The sequence below is a fragment of the Streptomyces sp. LUP30 genome, from assembly GCF_001746365.1.
In the GTDB taxonomy this organism is placed as follows: domain Bacteria; phylum Actinomycetota; class Actinomycetes; order Streptomycetales; family Streptomycetaceae; genus Streptomyces.
In genome coordinates, this window is the sequence record NZ_MJAJ01000011.1 from 86,998 (window position 1) to 104,620 (window position 17,623).

The following is a 17,623-nucleotide window of genomic DNA, read 5'->3' on the forward strand; positions in this document are numbered from 1 at the left end:
GCCGCGGGTCAGGCCGTGCGGACGTGGATGCGGACGCCGTCCGGCAAGGTTTCCACCCGCACCTGGCGCAGGTCGCGCACGAGCACGTCCGGAGCGTGCGCAGCCGCACGTGGCCCGACTCCCACGACGCGCATTCCGGCGGCGCGGCCGGCCGCGATGCCCGCCCCGGAGTCCTCGAAGACCACGCACTCCGCCGGGGCGACGCCCAGCTCGGCGGCGCCCTTGAGGAAGCCCTCGGGGTCCGGCTTGCTCGCGCCGACCGACTCCGCGGTGACCCGCACGTCGGGCAGCTCCAGCCCGGCCGCGGCCATCCGCGCCGTGGACAGCGGAACGTCCGCCGAGGTGACCAGGGCATGCGGGACCCCCCGCAGCGAGGCGAGGAACTCCGGCGCGCCGGGCACCGGCACGACGCCGTCCATGTCGGCGGTCTCCTCGGCCAGCATCCGCGCGTTGTCCGCGTGATGGAGATGCAGGGGCCGGTCGGGCAGCAGCACCGCCATCGAGGCGTGGCCCTGCCGGCCGTGGACGACCTGCATGACCTCGTCCCCGTCCAGCCCGTGCGCGTCGGCCCAGCGCCGCCAGATCCGTTCGACGACGGCGTCGGAGTTCACGAGTGTGCCGTCCATGTCGAGCAGGAGGGCGCGGGCGGTCAAGGCCGGCATCAGCAGCTCCAGGTGCGTAGAGACAAGGCGGCCCCGCCCGCCGGTCAGGGAAAACGGGCGGGAGCCACTTTGTTTTCCAACGGTACAAAACAAGGGGGGCCCGCCGCCACTCCGGCCGGGCGGGCGCGGGAAAGGTCCGGAGAGCGTTCACCGGCCGTTCAGCTCAGCCGGTGATCGCCTCCCACAGGCTCCACACGCCGAGCGCCAGCATCAGCAGCGCCGCGATCTGCGTGATCAGCTTCAGCGGCACCCGCTTCATCAGCGCCTTTCCGCCGACGATGCCCAGTCCGGCCACCGCCCACAGCGCCAGCACGGCGCCGAGGCCGACGGAGAGCGGGTCGTCGTAGCGGGCGGCGAGGTTCGCCGTCATGATCTGGGTGAGATCGCCGAACTCGGCGACCAGGATCAGCATGAAGCCCGCGCCCGCGACCTTCCAGAACGACTGGTCCTCCGGTCGCCGGATCTCCTCCTCGCCGTCGTCCTTCTTCAGCAGCAGCACGGCCGCGCCGCCCAGGAAGAGGACGCCCGTCAGAGCGTGCACGAGCTGCTGCGGCAGCAGCGTGAGCACGCTGCCGGCCGCGACGGCGAGCGCGACGTGCAGCGCGAAGGCCGCGGCGACCCCGGCGAAGACGTACGAGGCGCGGTAGCGGGTGCCGAGGACGAGGCCGGCCAGGGCGGTCTTGTCGGGCAGCTCGGCCAGGAAGACGACGCCGAAGACGACCGCCGTCACGGTGATGCTGATCAAGGTTCCTCAATCGGTCGGGGCCGCCCCACCGAGAGTCCGCGCACTGTGGACCAGACACCTCGGCACGGCAGCGCACACGTCACCCGCGCCGTGCGGCACGGGTGTGCACTGCTTGCCGAAGGTCTCGCTGGCCGGCCCGTACGACGGGTCTGCCTCCGGGCGCCGGCTCAGACGAGCTGAGCAGTATGTCGACGGTCCGGCGAAGAGCTACTCCCCTTCTGCGCTCCCCAGTGTACGAGACGGCCCGCACAACCCCTCGCGGAGATCGTTCCGCCGTACACCTTGTCGTGTCATGTGCGCGTCATTAGCTTCTTACCCGGCGCACATCTCCCCGCAATGCGCGAGCGCGAGCATTCCCCCGCTCGCACTCCCACACCCCCGCCTCCCCAACGGAGTTCGCATGTCGAAGTTCTACGCGCGTGGACGGCTGAGCGTACTGGCCGCCCTCACCGGCCTCATAGCCTCGGTCGGGCTCTTCACCTCCCCGACCGCCTCCGCCGCACTGCCCACCCCGGTCAGCGCCGCCACCGCCCGGACCTACCTGGCCTCCCTCAGCGTGAAGACCGAGAACCGCACCGGCTACAGCCGCGATCTCTTCCCCACCTGGATCACCATCAGCGGCACCTGCAACACGCGGGAGTACATCCTCAAGCGGGACGGCACGAACGTCGTGACCAACTCGGCCTGCACCGCCACCAGCGGCAGCTGGTACTCCCCCTACGACGGCGCCACCTGGACCGCCGCCTCCGACCTCGACATCGACCACCTGGTCCCGCTCGCCGAGGCCTGGGACTCCGGCGCGAGCGCGTGGACCACCGCCCAGCGGCAGGCCTTCGCCAACGACGTCACCCGCCCGCAGCTCCTCGCCGTCACGGACAACGTGAACCAGTCCAAGAGCGACCAGGACCCGGCCGAGTGGATGCCGTCCCTCACCTCGTACCGCTGCACGTACGTCCGCGCCTGGGTACAGGTGAAGTACTACTACGACCTCGCGGTCGACTCCGCCGAGAAGAGCGCGCTGACGAGCTACCTCGCCAACTGCTGACCTCCTCCGCCCGGATCCGGTGCGATCCCGACGTGATCCGACTGGATTCGACGTGATCCGACGTGATCCGACGTGATCCGACCGCAGGGATCTCCCCGCGGACCTCCGTCGTTCCGTACCGTACGGGGCGACGGAGGAGGGTGATCGCATGGCCGAACTGCGGCTGGGACCACTGCTGAGGTACGCCGACGGCTCGACGGCGACCGTCTGGGTCGAGGCGAGCCGCCCGTGCACCGCGGAGGTGCGCTGCGCCGACGGCGCCGGCGGCAGAGCCCCGACCTTCCAGGTGGCGGGCCACCACTACGCCCTGATCGAGGTCGGCGGCCTGACCCCGGGCACGGAGACGGCGTACGAGGTGTTCCTCGACGACGCCCCCGTGTGGCCGCTGCCCGACTCCCGCTTCCCGCCCTCGCGGATCCGCACCCTCGCCGACGACGGCGAGGAGGTGCGCGTCGCGTTCGGCTCGTGCCGCTGGGCCGCGCCCCCGGCCGGCGGGAAGGACCCCGTCGGCCCGGACGCCCTGGACAGCCTGGCCATCCGGCTCGCCGCCGACCCGACGGGCGAACGACCCGACGTGCTGCTGCTGTTGGGCGACCAGGTGTACGCCGACGAGGTGTCCGACGCGACCAAGGAGAAGATCGCCGCCCGCCGGGGGCTGGACGACGCGCCCGGAGCCGAGGTCGCCGACTTCGAGGAGTACACCTGGCTCTACTACGAGTCCTGGCTCGACCCCGAGGTGCGCTGGCTGCTGTCCACCGTGCCCACGTGCATGGTCTTCGACGACCACGACGTCATCGACGACTGGAACACCTCCGCCTCCTGGCTGGCCGACATGCGGGCCACGCCCTGGTGGCGCGAGCGGCTGCTGAGCGGCCTGATGTCGTACTGGGTGCATCAGCACCTCGGCAACCTCACCCCGGCCGAGCTGGCCGCCGACCCGCTCTACGCGGCCGTGCGCGAGGCCGCCGACGGCACCGACCTCCTGCGTGACTTCGCCGGGCGGGCCGACACCGACCCCGCGTCCGTGCGGTGGAGTTACCGGCGCGACTTCGGGCGGGTGCGGCTGCTGATGGTCGACAGCCGGGCCGCCCGGGTGCTCGACGAGGACGAGCGCTCGATGCTCGACCCGGGCGAGCGGGCCTGGCTGCGCGAACAGGCCCTCGACGGACCCGGCTCCTACGACCACCTTCTGATCGGCACCTCCCTGCCGTGGCTGCTGCCGCACCTGGTGCACGACGCCGAGGAGTGGGACGCGGCCCTGTGCCGGGGCGAACGCGGGGCGCGCTGGGCCCGGTTCGGGGAGAAGCTGCGACGCGGGGCGGACCTGGAGCACTGGGCGGCCTTTCCGCAGTCCTTCACGGCGCTCGCGGACCTGATCGCCGAGGTCGGCACGGGGGAGCGGGCGCCGGCGAGTGTGCTGGTGCTGTCGGGAGACGTCCATCACGCCTACGCGGCGGAGCCCCGCTGGCCCGAGGGGTCCGGCCCGGACGCGCGGGTGCTCCAGCTCACCTGCTCCCCCGTGCACAACTCCGTCCCGCCGTCGATCCGGGTGGGCTTCCGTTTCGGCTGGAGCGGGGTGGCCCGTGCGCTCGGCCGCCGGCTCCGCCGGCACGGCCACTGCCCCCGTCCGCCCGTCAGCTGGCGCAGGACGGGCGGGCCCTGGTTCGGCAACCAGCTCATGTCCCTGACGATGCGCGGCCGTTCGGCCCGGCTGCGGCTGGAGCGGGCGCGGGCGGACGGACGTCTGGCGACCGTGACGGAGTCCGACCTCACCCCGTGACGCGGGGCCGTCGTCCCCGTGGATGACTAATCGTCAAAAACCGTCACAGGCAAGGAGATTGACGCCAGGACACCAAGAGAGGGCGCGCACCGGACGGCCGCGGTGCGCGCCCTCTCAGGCGTGTATTCGGTCACACTTTCGGACACGGACACGGCGGGCGTCAGGCGTCCGACGTGCGGTGACCAGGGGAAGAGGGCCCTCGCGGGAAACGAAGTCGTGGCTAAAAGTTGAACTTGCAACGAACAATCAGGTCCACCTACCGTGAGTCGCTGATTCGGTACCGCCGCCCCCACCGACCGGTCCTCTCCCCGATCCGGACCGGCCCGATCCGAGACCGAAGGAGCACCCCCACCATGTCCGCTCGCCTCAACACCGCGCAGCCCTACGCGGTCGGCCTCTTCCGCATCGTCGTAGGCCTGCTCTTCGCCTGCCACGGCGCGGCGTCCCTGTTCGGCGTCCTCGGCGGCTCCGCCGGCAAGGGCGGCACGATCGACACCGGCACCTGGCCCGGCTGGTACGCGGCCGTGATCCAGCTCGTGTGCGGCACCCTGGTCATGCTGGGCCTGGGCACCCGGGCCGCCGCGTTCCTGGCCTCCGGCTCGATGGCGTACGCCTACTTCAACGTGCACCAGCCCCACGCCCTGTGGCCGATGCAGAACGGCGGGGAGCCCTCCGTGATGTTCTGCTGGGCCTTCCTGCTGCTGATCTTCACCGGTTCCGGCGCCCTCGGTCTCGACCGCCTCTTCGCGGGCCGTACGAGCCCGGAGCGGGAGCCGGCGGTCCGGAAGGCCCCCGTCTCCGCCTGATCCGCACAGGACGCACCGCGTGGTCCGGCCGCCCCAGCCGCGACGCACGCGGAACGGCGACCACCCGGGCCCCTGGGCGCCCGGGTGGTCGCCGTTCGGCCCGCATGCCCGGCTCCCCCGCACGTGAACGTGCTGTGCCGAACACACGCGCCCCCCGTGAATCCGCTGTCACACCCCCGGCGTACGCTGTATGGCTGTCATTGGCCGCATCTGCCGCTCCCCCGCGACACAGCGGCAAGTCGGGCCGTCACGGGGGAGACACGGGGAGTACGCGGTGTTGGAGAGTGTGGGGGCGCTGCTCGGCAGCCCATGGATCTACGCGTTGGTGGGCCTGTCGGTCCTCCTCGACGTGTTCCTGCCGGTGCTGCCCAGCGGGGTGCTCGTCATCACGGCGGCGACGGCCGCGGCGGCGGGCTCGGGCGCGGCGGCCGGCCAGGTCCCGCACCAGGTCCCGGACATCATGGTGCTGATCCTCTCCGCGACGACCGCCTCGGTGCTGGGCGACCTGGTCGCCTACCGGCTGGCCTGGCGCGGCGGCGAGCGCCTGGACCGGGCGATCTCCCGCTCCCGTCGGCTGACCACCGCGCAGGAACGTCTCGGCGACGCGCTGGCCCGGGGCGGCGGCGCGCTGGTGGTCGTGGCCCGGTTCGCCCCGGCCGGCCGTTCCGTCGTCTCCCTCATCGCGGGCGCCGCCCATCGTCGCCCCCGCGACTTCCTCCCCTGGTCCGCCCTCGCCGGTCTCTCCTGGGCGGGCTACAGCGTCGCCCTCGGGTACTTCGGCGCCCACTGGCTGGGCACCACCTGGATCGCCACGGGGGTGTCGGTGCTCGCCCTGTTCGGCGCGGGCGCGGGCGCCGCCTTCGTGGTGCGCCGCCAACCGGCGTGACGGACCGCTCGCGGCGACCGTCGCCTCGCTACGACGGCCCCGGCGGAGACACCCCCCGCTGACGCGGGCACGGGGAAGCGCCGCGGAGCCCGTGTGACGCCGCCGTGCTCCTCGGCACGCGGCGGCGGGACGCGGATCCGGGACGCGGATGCGGGCAGCCGGCGACGGGACGCCGACGGTGGGCCGTCACGCGGCCGTGGGGCGGTGGGACCCGCGTACCTCCAGCCCGTCCAGCAGTTCGGCCGTGGCCGCGGCCACGGCTTCGACCGCTCTGTCGAACACCTCCCGGTTGTGCTCGGCCGGCGCCCGGAACCCGGACACCTTGCGGACGTACTGCAGGGCTGCTGCGCGGATCTCGTCCTCCGTCGCCTCCTCGGGCAACGCGGGCGGACGCAGCGTCTTGATACTCCGGCACATACTCCGAGTCTCCCTCCTGTACGCCTCGAGCGCGTTCCCCCTCACCGCGCGACGGTGCGGGGCCCGGCCGAAGCTCATCCCTGGAACCGGCCGTGCCGACCGGACGTGCTGACCGACGTGCGGCCTGGCCGTGCGGCCTGGCGTCCTAGCCGGTCTCCTGACCGGTCCCGGAACCGGTGCGCAGATCGACGAACCAGTCGTTGGATCTGATCCGGTTCCCCTTCGGATACTCGAAGTCCGCCTGCCCGAGCAGGGTGAACCCCGCACTGCGGCACACCCCGTTGGACGCGTGATGGTCCACCCGGGGGAACGCGTGCAGGGCCCGGTGTCCGCCTGCCTGCCGGACGACTTCCACGAGCGCCCGGGCCGCCAGCGCGGCGAGGCCTCTGCCCTGGAACTCGGGCAGGATCCCCCAACCCGTCTCCCACACCGTCCCGCCCCGCCACTCGCGCTCCCAGTACCCGATCGAGCCGACGCTCTCCCCGCCGTCGGCGAGGGTGACCCGGTACATGCGACCGGCGAACGGCTCGACGTACCGCCGTTGCCGGTCGGCGAGCTTCTCCTCGCTCTCCGGTCCGCCCAGGTGCTCGGTCATCTCGGGGCTGTTGGCCCGTCGCAGCAGCCAGAAGTCGCCCTCCGACCAGGGGGTCAACCGCACCCGCTCCACGCCCGATCCGTCCATGCGCCCACCCTAGAGGCAGGGTCTGACAGCGGCGTTCGAGCGCAGTACGATCGCCGTCGAACGCACCGGGGCCGTCGCCGGGGCCATCACCCCGCCGTCGCGCGACGGGCGACGGACGACGGACGACGGACGGAGGGTGAACGGTGGAGGGACCACGAACGACCGGACCGGCCCCGGGCTCCGCGCCTCCCGTGCTCGCCTACGACGGGGACTGCGGCTTCTGCCAGTCCTGCGTCGACCGCATCCGGTCCCTGGCCGCACCGACCCTGGAAGCGGTTCCGTGGCAGTTTCTGCCCGAGGAGTCGACCGCACCGCACCGCGCGCGACTGGACCGTGAGGTTCTGCTGCTGCGCGGCGCCACGGTTCTCGCGGGCGGATCGGACGCGGTGGCCCGCTGGGTGGGCTCATCGCCGTCCGCCGGTTACCGCGCGGCGGGGGCCGTCCCGCGGCTGCCCGGCGTCCGCGGCTGCGCCCGTGCGGTCTACCGCTGGGTGTCCCGCAACCGTCACCGCCTGCCCGGCGGGACCCCCGCCTGCGCCGTGCCCCCCGCCGCCCCGAGGTGAACCCGCTCGCGCGCCCTCGCGTCCCGGCCTGCGTCCTCACGCCCGAGGCCGAGTCCGCGCTCGCCGACGGTCACGCGGTGGACCTGTACGTCGAGACCGGTTCGCTCACCAAGGTCGGCGTACGGCTGCCGGCCGAGCGCCGGCTCGGGGATCCCGCGCCGTCCTGGCAGGAGGCCGGTCCGCTGCGCCGGCACAACGGGGCCGCCCGGCACGCCCCGCTGTTCACCGGGGCGATGGAGGACGGGAGTCGGGTGCTGGTCCATCGACTCGACGCGGAATCGGACGCCACCGACCGCCTCGGCGTGGAGATCCTTGGGCGGGGTCGGGCCGGCGCCGCTCGGGCCGTCCCGCCCGCCAGTTAATCGAACAGACGTTCACACGAACACCCCGAAGGAGCTCGCTACTCAAATTCGAACAGGCGTACCATTGCCGTGTGGCTACGACCTATGACTTTCCCAGCGACCTGCGCGCCGGTCAGGAGGAGCTGCATCAGGTCCGGGCCGAGCTGTCGGCCCTGCTGAAGCGGCTTCCCTGGTCCGTCGAGCCCCTGGACGGCTTCAGCGATGCCGGGGGCTGGCGCAAGACGGAGCGCCCCGCCTCCCCCGGCTGGACGGCCGACGAACAGGCCGAGGTGGAGAAGCTCCGCCGCCGGGAGCACGAGCTGGCGGTGTTCGTGACGTGCCACCGCTTCTGGTCGGAGGTCGCCGCGGCGGACCGGGTCGAGGCCCGCATGAATCTCAAGCATGCCCACGAGGTGCCGCTCACGGACGACGACTGACGTCAGGTGCCCCGATCGGGTGAATGCCACCCGGGGCGGCAACCGCGCGGCTCCTTCCCCCTGTCACTCAGCTGCGAGTCACGTACACCCCAGGGGGCACCATGAGCCGGCAGTACCCGCAGCAGCACCCGCAGCCGCAGCAGCCCAGGAAGCGAGGCGTCGGCAAGACCGCCGGTCTCGGGTGTGCCGGCGTTCTCGTCCTCTTCGTCGTCATCGCCGTCGCCACGGGCGGCGGTGGCGGCGGCGATCCGACCGACAACAGCAAGAAGGACAAGGCCGTCGCCACCGCCGAGAAGGATGCGACGAAGGAGCCCGCCACCGAGGGGAAGTCCCCGGCCGTGGGCTCTCGGACCCAGGCCGAGGAGTTCCGGGCCTGCGTCGCCGAGAGCGGCACGCCCACCGAGAAGGCCGCGGTCAAGCACGTCACCAAGGTCACCGGCGCGGACAAGCGGAACGACATCCTCGACGCTCCGGAGGTCTTCACGGACTTCTCCGGCGGTCTGGCCGGCCCGCACCAGGGCGAGGGAAAACTGATCGCCTCCGCGTTCACCTCGTGCTACGAGTCCGACAACGGCCTGGTGACCGTCTTCGACAAGGACGGCGAGGTCCTCGCCAACGCCAACTACTGACCGCCGGGCCGTCGGTGGAGCCGGTGCGGTCGTGAACGGTGCGGGCATGACCGCGGCCCTCCGGAGGGTTCCGGAGGGCCGCGGTCGACGACGCCTCGCGTCGGGCGTCGTCCTCGGTGGGCGCGGACGGTTTCGAACCGCCGACATCCTGCTTGTAAGGCAGGCGCTCTACCCCTGAGCTACGCACCCGAGACGAGTCGACAGCCTACATCGCCCGGGGCCGTGCCCCGCAAACGCCTGTCGGGGGGGTTAACCCCACCCCACGTCCGGGAGTGTGCCGGATCGTCCGGCCGGCCCGGTCTCCCTAGGGTCGTGAGCGCATCGTCAAGCAACCCAGGGGGAGACCATCATGGCCCGCACGACCCTTTCCGCCCGCGCGGTCCTCGTCACCGCGGTCGTCGTGGCCCTCGCCGCCGGCGCCACCGCCTGCGGGGCCTCCGCGGCCGACGACAAGCACCCCGACCACCGCTCCTTCGCCCTGCAGGGCGACACCCTCACGATCGACTCCGACGACTCGGCGCTGGAGATCGTCGCGTCGGACGCCGCGACGACGGGCGCGGTCGCCGTCACCCGGTGGTTCGAGGGGTCCGTCACCGTCGGCGAGAGCCCGAAGGTGACCTGGTCGATGAAGGACGACCGGCTGACGCTGCGGATGCGCTGCTCCGGCGTGATCGCCGACTGTTCCGCCAAGCACCGCGTCGAGGTGCCCCGGGGCGTCGCCGTGAAGGTCGAGGACGACGACGGCAGCGTCCGCGCGCAGGGGTTCCGGGACGCGCTCAGCGTGCACGCCCGGGACGGCTCCGTGCACGTCACCGACTCCAGCGGGCCGCTCGACCTGCGCACCGAGGACGGTTCCGTGCACGCCGAGGTCGCCTCGCGCTCGGTGCGCACGCACACCGAGGACGGCTCGGTCCGCCTCGAGCTGAGCGCCGTGCCGGACCGGGTGGACTCGGTCAGCGAGGACGGGTCCGTGACGATCGCGCTGCCCGCGGCCGCCTACCGGGTGACCACGAAGACCGACGACGGCGGAGTGGACGTTTCCGTGCCGCGCGACGAGTCCAGCGCCCACGTGGTGAGCGCACACACCGCCGACGGCAAAGTCACGGTCAGGAACGCGAACTAACGGGCCCGTGTGTTCGTCCTTAACCGGTGGGAGAATGACACCGGGGCAGGGCGGATCACAGCACGGGAGAGGGATGTGACGGCGACACCATCGCAGCCGTATTCGCCGTCGAAGCCGCGCGCACGGGCCCGTGCCCTGTCGGACTCCCTCACCCTCGTCGCCCTTCCCCTCGTGCTCGCCCTCGCGCTGCCCGCCGCGTTCGCCGGCGGCGGCACCCGGCGCTGGTTCGGCGGCCGGGCGGAAGGGCAGCGGGCCGAGGCGCAGGCCGCGAAGGACGCGGCGGCGACCGCCTTCTACGAGCTGGACAGCGCCCAGCGCGACCTGCGGATCTCGATCGAGACGATCAGGGCCGTGGACGACACCCCGGCCGCCCGCCGCGCGGTGTCCGACTTCGAGGCCGTCGGCAGGCGCATCGACGAGGCCAGCAGCCAGTACATCGACGCCGTCGACGCGCACGATCTCGACCGCGACGACCTGGAGGCCGCGGCGGCCTCCCAGGCGCGCGCGGAGCTGACCCGCGCCAAGGACGAGCTGATGCGCGTCAAACGGGAGCTGGACCGGTTCGCCGAGGGACTGGGCCCGCTGCTCGGCAAGGCGGAGACCCAGCTGGCCCGGCTCGCGCCCGCCGTGGAACGGGCCCGGCAGGCGCTGCTGGCGGCGTCCGACGCGCTGGACGCCGTACGCGAGAGCGGGCTGCGGGCGGACGATCTCGCGGCGCGGCTGGCGGCGCTGGCGCCCGAGCTGACGAAGCTGAACGAAGGCGCGGGCCGGCACGGGGTGCCGCTCACCCTGGAGCGGGCGGAGCGGGTCTCCAGGGAGGCCGAGGCGGTCCGGGTGGAGGCCGAGCGGCTGCCGGAGCGGGCCGCCGAGACCGACCACCGGCTCGTCTCGCTGCGCACCCGCGCGCAGGCGCTGACGACCCGCTCGGAGCAGGTGGAGCCGATCCTGAGCGAGCTGCGGCGGCGTTTCTCGGCCGCGTGCTGGCAGGACCTCCAGCACGTCCCCGACGAGGCCGGGGAACACGTCCGGCAGGCCGAGGACAAGCTGAAGGAGGCGCAGGCGGCACGCGACGCCCAGCGGTGGCCGGACGCCACCTCGCTGTTGTCGACCGCGCGGGCCCTGCTGAACACCACGGACGAGGCGGTCTCGGCCGCAGGTGACAGGCTGACCAGGCTGAACGCGGTCCAGAAGGATCCGCGCGCGGAGATCGACCGGACCAGGTTCGCCATCCGGGACGCCCAGCGGCTGGCCATGGCGGGCCGCAACACGCCCGACCCGCGGCACGCGCGCCCGCTGGACGACGCGGTGGCGCGGCTGGAGCGGGCGATCGGCACGCTGGAGGGCCGGCACCCCGACTACTGGCACTTCCTGACGGAGACGGAGGCCGTCCGGCGGGCGGTCGCCGACGTGGTGGCCCGCATCCGCGGGGAACGCGGCGGCACGGGGCACTGACACCCGGGCGGGGCGCTGCGTTGCCCACCGCGCTCTACGGGCGGATATTGAGTGGGGTACGGCCTCGTCGGCATGTTCCACGCCGGCATGTCTCACCCTCCGGGAGGCGGAGATGGCGACACACGCGGTGCGCTCCGAGTCCAGGCGGCGTATCAGGTTCAACGACCATCTGCCGCTCGATCACCGGCTGAACCTGGTCTACCGGATCGGCGCCGGGCTCATGGGTCTGGGTCTGCTCGTCTTCGGGATCTTCGGGATCATCGACAAGATCGGCTTCTTCGACACCGGCGGGGACCAGGTGTGGAGCCTCAACACCAACGGCGCGCTCAGCTGGCTGTCGGTGGCCGTGGGGCTGCTGCTCTTCGTGGGCATGGTGATCGGCGGGAATTTCGCGTCCACGCTGAACATGACCCTCGGCGGGCTGTTCATCATCAGCGGATTCCTCAACATGGCCCTGCTGCAGACGGACTACAACTTCCTGGCCTTCGAGATCCAGAACTGCATGCTGAGCTTCGTGATCGGGATCCTGCTGATGGTCTTCGGGATGTACGGCAGGGTGGGCTCCGCCCTGCCGCACGACAACCCCTACTGGCGGTCCCGCCATCCCGACCTCGCGGAGGAGCAGGACCGCCGTCGGGAGCTCGGGGAGAACCGGCCTCCCGCGTCGCCCCCGTCGTCCGATCAGGTGCGGTAGGCGTAGTAGTACGCGGTCGGGTACGACGAGACGAGGCTCGCGACCGACCTGCGCAGGGTGTTGTTCGAGTGGTACGTCACGTACGGCACGCCGTTGCTCTTGGCGGTGACGATCATCGTGTGGTCCTTGGACCCGTCCCGGTCGAAGTCCATCTGGAGGACGTCGCCGACCTCCAGCTGGTAGACGTTGGCCAGCGGGGTGGTGCGCTTGGAGTTCTGCGCGAACCAGGACCACTCGTTGACGCCGACGAACGAGTCCGACTGGATGTCCGCGGTGCCGAACCACTTGGTGTAGTCGTACACGTAGCCGGGGACGTGCTTCCAGCCGCCGGCCTTCAGGGACTGGCTGACGAAGTTGGTGCAGTCGCCGCCGTCCGTGTGGCCGTTGAAGTCCGGGTAGTCCTTGTTGTAGACGTTCCAGTACTTCTCGGCGTAGGCGGCCATCGCCTTGTAGTCGTAGGCGGTGCCGGTCTTCGGGACGGCGGCCGGGTTGCGGGTGGTGGCCGCGCGCGGGGCGTTGGGCATGGTGTCGTCGTCGGCCGCGGTGGTCGCCTTGACGGACGTCGGCTTGGAGAGCGTGTTCACCGCGAGGCCACCCTGGTCGGTGTCCTTGATGGTGGTGAGCTGCCAGTTGCCCTGCTGGTCGGCCTTGAACGTCAGCTCGTGCGTGGCCTGGAACCCGGTGCTCTTCGGCGCGTTGCCGCGGGCCTGCGCGTAGGTCAGGGTCGTGGTCTCGGTGACGTCCGCCTTGGCCGTGCGGCCCGTCACGCGGGTGGCGTTCAGGGTGACGGTCGTGGTGGCCTTGCTGTACTTCTCACCGGCCTTCGCCAGCTTGTCCTTGCGCTGTCCGAGCGAGGACAGGGTGGCGTCCTCGGTGCGGGCCGTGCCGGAGGACAGCTTGACGCCGCCGGAGAAGCCGTTGGTCAGCGGCTTGTCCCGGCCGCCCTGCGCGCCGGTGACCAGCGCGTCCGTACGGTCGGTGAAGACCGCGTCGGCGAGCCGCTGGAAGGTGGCCTTGGTCCCCGCGTCGACCGTGGGGTCGTCGACGACGGCGGCGCCCGCGGACCAGTTGGGCAGCAGGGCGACTCCGGCGACGACCGAGGTCGCGGCTGCCCCGAGTATCGTGACGCGGCGGCGCGTGCCGCTCAATTTCCTTGACTTCACTGGTGTTTCCCCTCTTGCCCCGGCGGAGGGATGCCGGGAGGGCATCTTTGCACGGGGTGTGTGGCTGTTGTGAAGGGGGTTGCGGTTGAGGTTTGGTCACGTCAACGCCGCCCCCGGGGCGGGTCACTTCACGACTGTCGACCAGTCGGGATTCTGGGCCGGATCCAGGCTGCGCAGCCGCTCCAGCGTGGCGGGCGACTGGACGTCCATCCAGTCGGACAGCTCCTTGAAGGACACGCACTTGACGCCCTTCTTGGTGCACACGGTCTTGATGACCTCGTCGACGGCCTTCATGTAGATGCCGCCGTTCCACTCCTCGAAGTGGTTGCCGATGAACAGCGGGGCCCTGCTGCCGTAGTAGACCCGGTTGAAGCCCGCCATGTAGGCGTCGAGCGTCTCCTGCTCCCACTGCGGGTACTTGGCGGGGTCGCCCTCGGGCTCGCCGTCGGACTGGTTGGCCAGGAAGTTGAAGTCCATGGACAGGCCCTGGTACTTGCCGCCGTCGTACGGGAGCGCCTGGAGCGGGAAGTCCCACAGGCCGTTCTTCTTCGTGGGCCAGATCTGGAAGTCGCCCGAGGAACTGGCGTCATAGCGCCAGCCGTAGGTCTTGGCGGCCTTCAGGAGGTTCGCCTGGCCCTCCAGGCACGGCGCCCGGCCGCCGGTGACCTCTTTCTTGAAGTCGAAGGGCAGCGGGGGTATGTCCTTGTAGCCGGTGTTGGTCTTCCAGTTCTCGACGAACTTGTAGAACTGGTCGATCTCGCTCTTCCACTCGTCGACGCTCCAGAAGCCGCCGCCCTTGGCTCCGCAGAAGTGGCCGTTGAAGTGGGTGCCGATCTCGTTGCCCTCTTTCCACGCCTCGCCGAGCTGCTCCAGCGTGGTGCGGATGTGTTCGTCGGTCGGGAAGCTGATCGCGGACGACCCCACGGGGTGCTGCGGCGAGGAGTACAGACCCTTCTTGCTCTTGGGCAGCAGGTAGATGCCCGTGAGGAAGAAGGTCATGTCGGCGTTGTACTGCTCGCCGAGCTTGCGGTAGTGCTCGAAGAGACCGTCGTCGCCCTGCAGCGCGCCGTCCCAGGAGAACACCACGAACTGCGGCGGCTTCTCGCCGGGCTTGAGCGGGACCGGCTTCAACTGCCCCGCCTGCGGCCCCGTGTACGAGGTGGACCCGTCGCCGAGGACATGCGTCTTGCCGTCCCACTCCGGCTCCTTGGTGGCCCCCGCCGACGCCTTCTTGCTGTCCCCCGAGGACGCGGTCGGCTGGGTGTTGGAGGTGCGGTTGAGCACCAGGTAGCCGCCCATCAGGGACGCGACGACGAGCAGCGCGGCCAGCGTCAGGAACCCCGGGTGCGTGGCGGCGGGGCGGCGCGTTGCCACGGCCTTGCGGCGGCGGCCCGACGGTGACTTCATGTGCGGCTCATTCTCCGTGGTTCGGGGGGCGCGGGTGCCCGGTTCGGTGGTCAGCCGAGCGGGCTCATGGCACCTGACCAGATGCCGTACGGGACGCTGTCGTCGGCCGGGCCGGCGACGCCCTTCAGGGGAAGCGGTTCGAGGCTCTTGCCGAGGTCGATGCGGTAGACGACGACCGCCGTGGACACGGTCTTGGCCGTGCCGACGTACCAGGCGGCGGTGTCGTTCTGGGCGGTGCCCGCCTTTCCGGTCACCTGGCCGAGCGAGCCGGTCCGGCCGGACTGCGTCTGCGAGGCGGGCACGTCGTCCGGGTGGGCGGTGCGGAAGGAGTCCGCGAGTGCGGAGTTGACCTCCTCGGCCACCTCGGCGCCGAACGCCCGGCTCGCGGTCGGCGTCTCCAGGGCGATCTTGGTGCCGTTCTTGGTGATCAGCCGCACCGAGTAGGGCTCGGTGTGCTTGCCGCCGGCGGCGAAGGTGGAGTAGCCGCTCGCCATGCGGATCGCGCTGGGCGTGGCGCTGCCCGTGGACAGCGCGGGCACCTGGGCCCCGAAGCTGGAGGGCAGCAGCCCGGAGCGCTCGGCGGTGGAGCGCACCACGTCCAGTCCGGTGTCCATGCCGAGCTGCATGAACGGTGTGTTCACCGAGAGTGCCAGCGCGCGGTGCAGGGAGATCCGCCCGTAGGACCTGCCGCCGTCGTTCTTGGCGGCCGCCTTCTTGCCGCTGCGGTCCCAGTACGGGCCCTCGGGCGTCGTCACGGGCACCGCGTTGTCGCCGTCGTAGAGCGTCTGGCCGGTGACCGTCTCGGTGGCGCCGTCGCGGGTCTTGTGGATGCCGTGCTCCAGACCGGCCGCGTACACGAACGGCTGGAAGGCCGATCCGGCGGGGACGGTCGTGGCGTTGGACTCGTTGTAACCCTGCGTACGGTGGTCGGGGCCGCCGTAGACGGCGAGTATGCGCCCGTCGGAGGCCACGGAGGATGCGCCGAAGTGCGCGTCCTTGGCGTTCTTCGGGTCTTCCTTCAGGGCCTTCTTGCGGGCCTTGGTGACGGTGTCGGTGAGCTTGGTCTCGCGGTTCTTGTCGAACGTCGTGTAGATCTGGTAGCCGCCGAGGTCGTAGTCCTTGTCCGAGATGTTCCCGGCCTTCTTGGCGTACTGGGAGGCCAGCTCCACCAGGTAGTCGCTCTGCTCACCGGTGTCGTAGAGCGGGTTGGACTTGAGCGGCTCGGGGAACTTGGTGTACTTGGCGCGCTCGGCCTTCGACAGCTTGCCGATGTCGACCATCCGGTCCAGGGTCCAGGACCAGCGCTCGACGGCCCGGGCGCGGTTGGCCGGGGCGAGGGTGGGGTCGTACAGGCCCGCGCCCTTGAGCAGCGAGGCGAGGAAGGCGGCCTCGCTGGCGTTGAGCTCGCTGACGTCCTTGCCGTAGTAGGCCTGGGCGGCCCGCTGGATGCCGTAGGTGCCCCGGCCGAACCAGCTGGTGTTGAGATAGCCCTCGAGGATGTCGTCCTTGCTCATCTGGTTGTCGAGCTTGAGGGCGATCATCGCCTCGGTGAACTTGCGGCTGACCGTCTGGTTCTGGTTCAGGTAGACGTTCTTGACGTACTGCTGGGTGATCGTCGAGCCGCCCTGGGTGTCGCCCTGGCCGATCGTGCGGAACAGGGCGCGGCTGATGCCCTTGAAGGAGATGCCGGGGTCGCTGTAGAAGCTGGCGTTCTCGGCGGCGAGCACCGCCCAGCGCACGTCCTCGGGGATGTCCTTGAGCGGCATCGCCTGGCGCTGGACCCATCCGGTGCGGGCCATCGGCGTGCCGTCGGCCCAGAAGTACACGTTGTCCTGCTGGGTGGCGTACGAGTTGAGGTTGTCCGGGATGTCGGTGGCGGCGTAGGCCACGACCAGGAGCAGGCTGCTCAGTCCTATGGACGCGAGGACGCCGCCGAGCCACTGCCGCCAGGAGGGTATCCAGCGCCGCCAGTCGGTGCGGCCGGGGCGCGGATACAGGGGGCGCAGCTTGCGGGCGTACGGCGTGACACGAGCCACATACGGCGTCAGAGCGGCGACGAGCGGAGCCAGTCGAGGACCCAGAACGGCGCATACACGGACAAACAGGGAGAGACGGGGAGCTTTTCTTCTGTTCTTCGAAGAACGCGCTTTCCCGTCGGCGCCCTCCTCGGACGTGTCCGGAAGCGCCGGTATATCCGACACCCGCAGCTGCATGGTCTCGTCCGCCTTGAAAGAGGCAGGAACCTTCAACTGCATGGTGGCATCCGGCTCTTGGGGCTCCTCCCCCTGCCCCGCCTGGGTCACTACGCGTCTCCCTCCGCATTCCGTGTTGCTCGCGGGCAGACGTACAGACTTACGAGGGCCTGACATGGTTGCCGTTGACGCGGCCGCAATCCTCGAACCCTCTCGACCTCGGGGTTCAACACGGCGCTCTCAAATTACCAGCGCCCTTCGCAAATTCTCCACATAAGGAATCGACAGAAGTGAACAGAGGTCAAACTGCTGACGCCACCACCGAGCATAGGGCCTTAGTCTGACGGCATGCCTCGCTACGAGTACCGCTGCCGGACCTGCGGCGACACCTTCGAACTGAGCCGCCCCATGGCGCAGTCCGCCGATCCCGCCGACTGCCCCGCGGGCCACGACGACACAGTGAAGCTTCTCTCAACGGTCGCGGTGGGCGGCACGAAGTCCGCCCCCGCGCCCGGCACGGGCGGCGGAGGCGGAGGTGGGGGCGGGGGCTGTTGCGGCGGGGGCTGCTGCGGCTGACCGCGCCGGCGCTTCCGGCGCAG

General features: G+C 71.1%; 19 protein-coding genes and 1 tRNA gene. 12 read left to right on the forward strand and 8 right to left on the reverse strand.

Features of this window, described 5'->3' with window-relative positions; all coding sequences use genetic code 11:
• Nucleotides 1–8: 8 nt before the first annotated feature.
• Nucleotides 9–662, reverse strand: coding sequence for an HAD-IA family hydrolase (locus BG482_RS12280; RefSeq protein ID WP_069769005.1), 654 nt, complete (start codon nucleotides 660–662; stop codon nucleotides 9–11).
• A gap of 163 nt (nucleotides 663–825) precedes the next feature.
• Nucleotides 826–1,407 (reverse strand): TMEM165/GDT1 family protein, encoded by a 582-nt coding sequence (locus BG482_RS12285; RefSeq protein WP_069769006.1) that lies wholly within the window; start codon nucleotides 1,405–1,407, stop codon nucleotides 826–828.
• A 400-nt stretch (nucleotides 1,408–1,807) separates the two neighbouring features.
• Here BG482_RS12285 and BG482_RS12290 point away from each other — a divergent pair, with 400 nt between their 5' ends.
• From BG482_RS12290 to BG482_RS12305, 4 genes are all read left to right on the forward strand, one after another.
• Nucleotides 1,808–2,452 carry an HNH endonuclease family protein gene (locus tag BG482_RS12290; protein ID WP_069769007.1) on the forward strand — a complete coding sequence of 215 codons (645 nt, stop codon included), beginning with the start codon at nucleotides 1,808–1,810 and terminating at the stop codon, nucleotides 2,450–2,452.
• Nucleotides 2,453–2,600: 148 nt separating this feature from the next.
• On the forward strand, nucleotides 2,601–4,232 hold the full coding sequence (locus BG482_RS12295) for an alkaline phosphatase D family protein (protein ID WP_069769008.1): 1,632 nt from the start codon (nucleotides 2,601–2,603) through the stop codon (nucleotides 4,230–4,232).
• Nucleotides 4,233–4,585: 353 nt separating this feature from the next.
• Nucleotides 4,586–5,038, forward strand: a complete 453-nt coding sequence (locus BG482_RS12300; RefSeq protein WP_069769009.1) for a DoxX family protein — start codon at nucleotides 4,586–4,588, stop codon at nucleotides 5,036–5,038.
• 274 nt (nucleotides 5,039–5,312) lie between these two features.
• On the forward strand, nucleotides 5,313–5,924 hold the full coding sequence (locus BG482_RS12305) for a DedA family protein (RefSeq protein WP_069769010.1): 612 nt from the start codon (nucleotides 5,313–5,315) through the stop codon (nucleotides 5,922–5,924).
• A gap of 186 nt (nucleotides 5,925–6,110) precedes the next feature.
• Here the strand turns inward: BG482_RS12305 and BG482_RS12310 are convergent, their stop codons facing one another.
• On the reverse strand, nucleotides 6,111–6,341 hold the full coding sequence (locus BG482_RS12310; protein ID WP_069769011.1) for a DUF2277 domain-containing protein: 231 nt from the start codon (nucleotides 6,339–6,341) through the stop codon (nucleotides 6,111–6,113).
• Between the two features lie 145 nt (nucleotides 6,342–6,486).
• A complete protein-coding gene (locus BG482_RS12315; RefSeq protein WP_069769012.1) occupies nucleotides 6,487–7,023 on the reverse strand; it encodes a GNAT family N-acetyltransferase in 537 nt (178 codons plus the stop codon).
• Between the two features lie 143 nt (nucleotides 7,024–7,166).
• Between BG482_RS12315 and BG482_RS12320 the strand changes: the two genes are divergently transcribed.
• From BG482_RS12320 to BG482_RS12335, 4 genes are all read left to right on the forward strand, one after another.
• Nucleotides 7,167–7,586, forward strand: coding sequence for a thiol-disulfide oxidoreductase DCC family protein (locus BG482_RS12320; RefSeq protein WP_069769013.1), 420 nt, complete (start codon nucleotides 7,167–7,169; stop codon nucleotides 7,584–7,586).
• The gene (locus BG482_RS12325) at nucleotides 7,583–7,948 is read left to right on the forward strand and encodes a hypothetical protein (RefSeq protein ID WP_069769014.1); all 366 of its coding nucleotides are present in this window, start codon (nucleotides 7,583–7,585) and stop codon (nucleotides 7,946–7,948) included. Before BG482_RS12320 ends, BG482_RS12325 begins: the two co-directional genes overlap by 4 nt.
• A gap of 71 nt (nucleotides 7,949–8,019) precedes the next feature.
• Nucleotides 8,020–8,364, forward strand: a complete 345-nt coding sequence (locus BG482_RS12330) for a hypothetical protein (protein ID WP_069769015.1) — start codon at nucleotides 8,020–8,022, stop codon at nucleotides 8,362–8,364.
• A 101-nt stretch (nucleotides 8,365–8,465) separates the two neighbouring features.
• Nucleotides 8,466–8,993 (forward strand): hypothetical protein, encoded by a 528-nt coding sequence (locus BG482_RS12335; protein WP_069769016.1) that lies wholly within the window; start codon nucleotides 8,466–8,468, stop codon nucleotides 8,991–8,993.
• A 117-nt stretch (nucleotides 8,994–9,110) separates the two neighbouring features.
• On the opposite strand, the gene BG482_RS12340 is transcribed toward BG482_RS12335, so the two are convergent.
• A tRNA-Val gene (locus tag BG482_RS12340) sits at nucleotides 9,111–9,182 on the reverse strand.
• Nucleotides 9,183–9,342: 160 nt separating this feature from the next.
• Between BG482_RS12340 and BG482_RS12345 the strand changes: the two genes are divergently transcribed.
• The 3 genes from BG482_RS12345 (at nucleotide 9,343) to BG482_RS12355 (ending at nucleotide 12,262) form a co-directional block, all read left to right on the forward strand.
• Nucleotides 9,343–10,116 carry a DUF4097 family beta strand repeat-containing protein gene (locus tag BG482_RS12345; protein ID WP_069769017.1) on the forward strand — a complete coding sequence of 258 codons (774 nt, stop codon included), beginning with the start codon at nucleotides 9,343–9,345 and terminating at the stop codon, nucleotides 10,114–10,116.
• Nucleotides 10,117–10,191: 75 nt separating this feature from the next.
• Entirely contained in the window at nucleotides 10,192–11,568 is a 1,377-nt protein-coding gene (locus BG482_RS12350; RefSeq protein WP_069769018.1) for a hypothetical protein, read from the forward strand.
• A gap of 112 nt (nucleotides 11,569–11,680) precedes the next feature.
• On the forward strand, nucleotides 11,681–12,262 hold the full coding sequence (locus tag BG482_RS12355; protein WP_069769019.1) for a DUF4383 domain-containing protein: 582 nt from the start codon (nucleotides 11,681–11,683) through the stop codon (nucleotides 12,260–12,262).
• On the opposite strand, the gene BG482_RS12360 is transcribed toward BG482_RS12355, so the two are convergent.
• The 3 genes from BG482_RS12360 to BG482_RS12370 form a co-directional block, all read right to left on the reverse strand.
• Entirely contained in the window at nucleotides 12,250–13,425 is a 1,176-nt protein-coding gene (locus BG482_RS12360) for an amidase domain-containing protein (RefSeq protein WP_069769020.1), read from the reverse strand. The two genes, BG482_RS12355 and BG482_RS12360, sit on opposite strands and share 13 nt — an antisense overlap.
• A 123-nt stretch (nucleotides 13,426–13,548) precedes the next feature.
• The gene (locus BG482_RS12365; protein ID WP_069769021.1) at nucleotides 13,549–14,832 is read right to left on the reverse strand and encodes a hypothetical protein; all 1,284 of its coding nucleotides are present in this window, start codon (nucleotides 14,830–14,832) and stop codon (nucleotides 13,549–13,551) included.
• A 50-nt stretch (nucleotides 14,833–14,882) separates the two neighbouring features.
• Nucleotides 14,883–17,087 carry a transglycosylase domain-containing protein gene (locus tag BG482_RS12370; RefSeq protein WP_176741358.1) on the reverse strand — a complete coding sequence of 735 codons (2,205 nt, stop codon included), beginning with the start codon at nucleotides 17,085–17,087 and terminating at the stop codon, nucleotides 14,883–14,885.
• A 285-nt stretch (nucleotides 17,088–17,372) separates the two neighbouring features.
• Between BG482_RS12370 and BG482_RS40860 the strand changes: the two genes are divergently transcribed.
• Nucleotides 17,373–17,600: a zinc ribbon domain-containing protein gene (locus BG482_RS40860; protein ID WP_079141766.1), complete on the forward strand. Its 228-nt coding sequence runs from the start codon at nucleotides 17,373–17,375 to the stop codon at nucleotides 17,598–17,600.
• Nucleotides 17,601–17,623: the final 23 nt, after the last annotated feature.

Coding starts and splice junctions, on each gene's coding strand:
- BG482_RS12280 (WP_069769005.1), bottom strand. CDS start 662: ATGCCGGCCTTGACCGCCCGCGCCCTCCTGCTCGACATGGACGGCACA.
- BG482_RS12355 (WP_069769019.1), top strand. CDS start 11,681: ATGGCGACACACGCGGTGCGCTCCGAGTCCAGGCGGCGTATCAGGTTC.
- BG482_RS12300 (WP_069769009.1), top strand. CDS start 4,586: ATGTCCGCTCGCCTCAACACCGCGCAGCCCTACGCGGTCGGCCTCTTC.
- BG482_RS12295 (WP_069769008.1), top strand. CDS start 2,601: ATGGCCGAACTGCGGCTGGGACCACTGCTGAGGTACGCCGACGGCTCG.
- BG482_RS12365 (WP_069769021.1), bottom strand. CDS start 14,832: ATGAAGTCACCGTCGGGCCGCCGCCGCAAGGCCGTGGCAACGCGCCGC.
- BG482_RS40860 (WP_079141766.1), top strand. CDS start 17,373: ATGCCTCGCTACGAGTACCGCTGCCGGACCTGCGGCGACACCTTCGAA.
- BG482_RS12370 (WP_176741358.1), bottom strand. CDS start 17,087: ATGCAGTTGAAGGTTCCTGCCTCTTTCAAGGCGGACGAGACCATGCAG.
- BG482_RS12345 (WP_069769017.1), top strand. CDS start 9,343: ATGGCCCGCACGACCCTTTCCGCCCGCGCGGTCCTCGTCACCGCGGTC.
- BG482_RS12315 (WP_069769012.1), bottom strand. CDS start 7,023: ATGGACGGATCGGGCGTGGAGCGGGTGCGGTTGACCCCCTGGTCGGAG.
- BG482_RS12290 (WP_069769007.1), top strand. CDS start 1,808: ATGTCGAAGTTCTACGCGCGTGGACGGCTGAGCGTACTGGCCGCCCTC.
- BG482_RS12335 (WP_069769016.1), top strand. CDS start 8,466: ATGAGCCGGCAGTACCCGCAGCAGCACCCGCAGCCGCAGCAGCCCAGG.
- BG482_RS12310 (WP_069769011.1), bottom strand. CDS start 6,341: ATGTGCCGGAGTATCAAGACGCTGCGTCCGCCCGCGTTGCCCGAGGAG.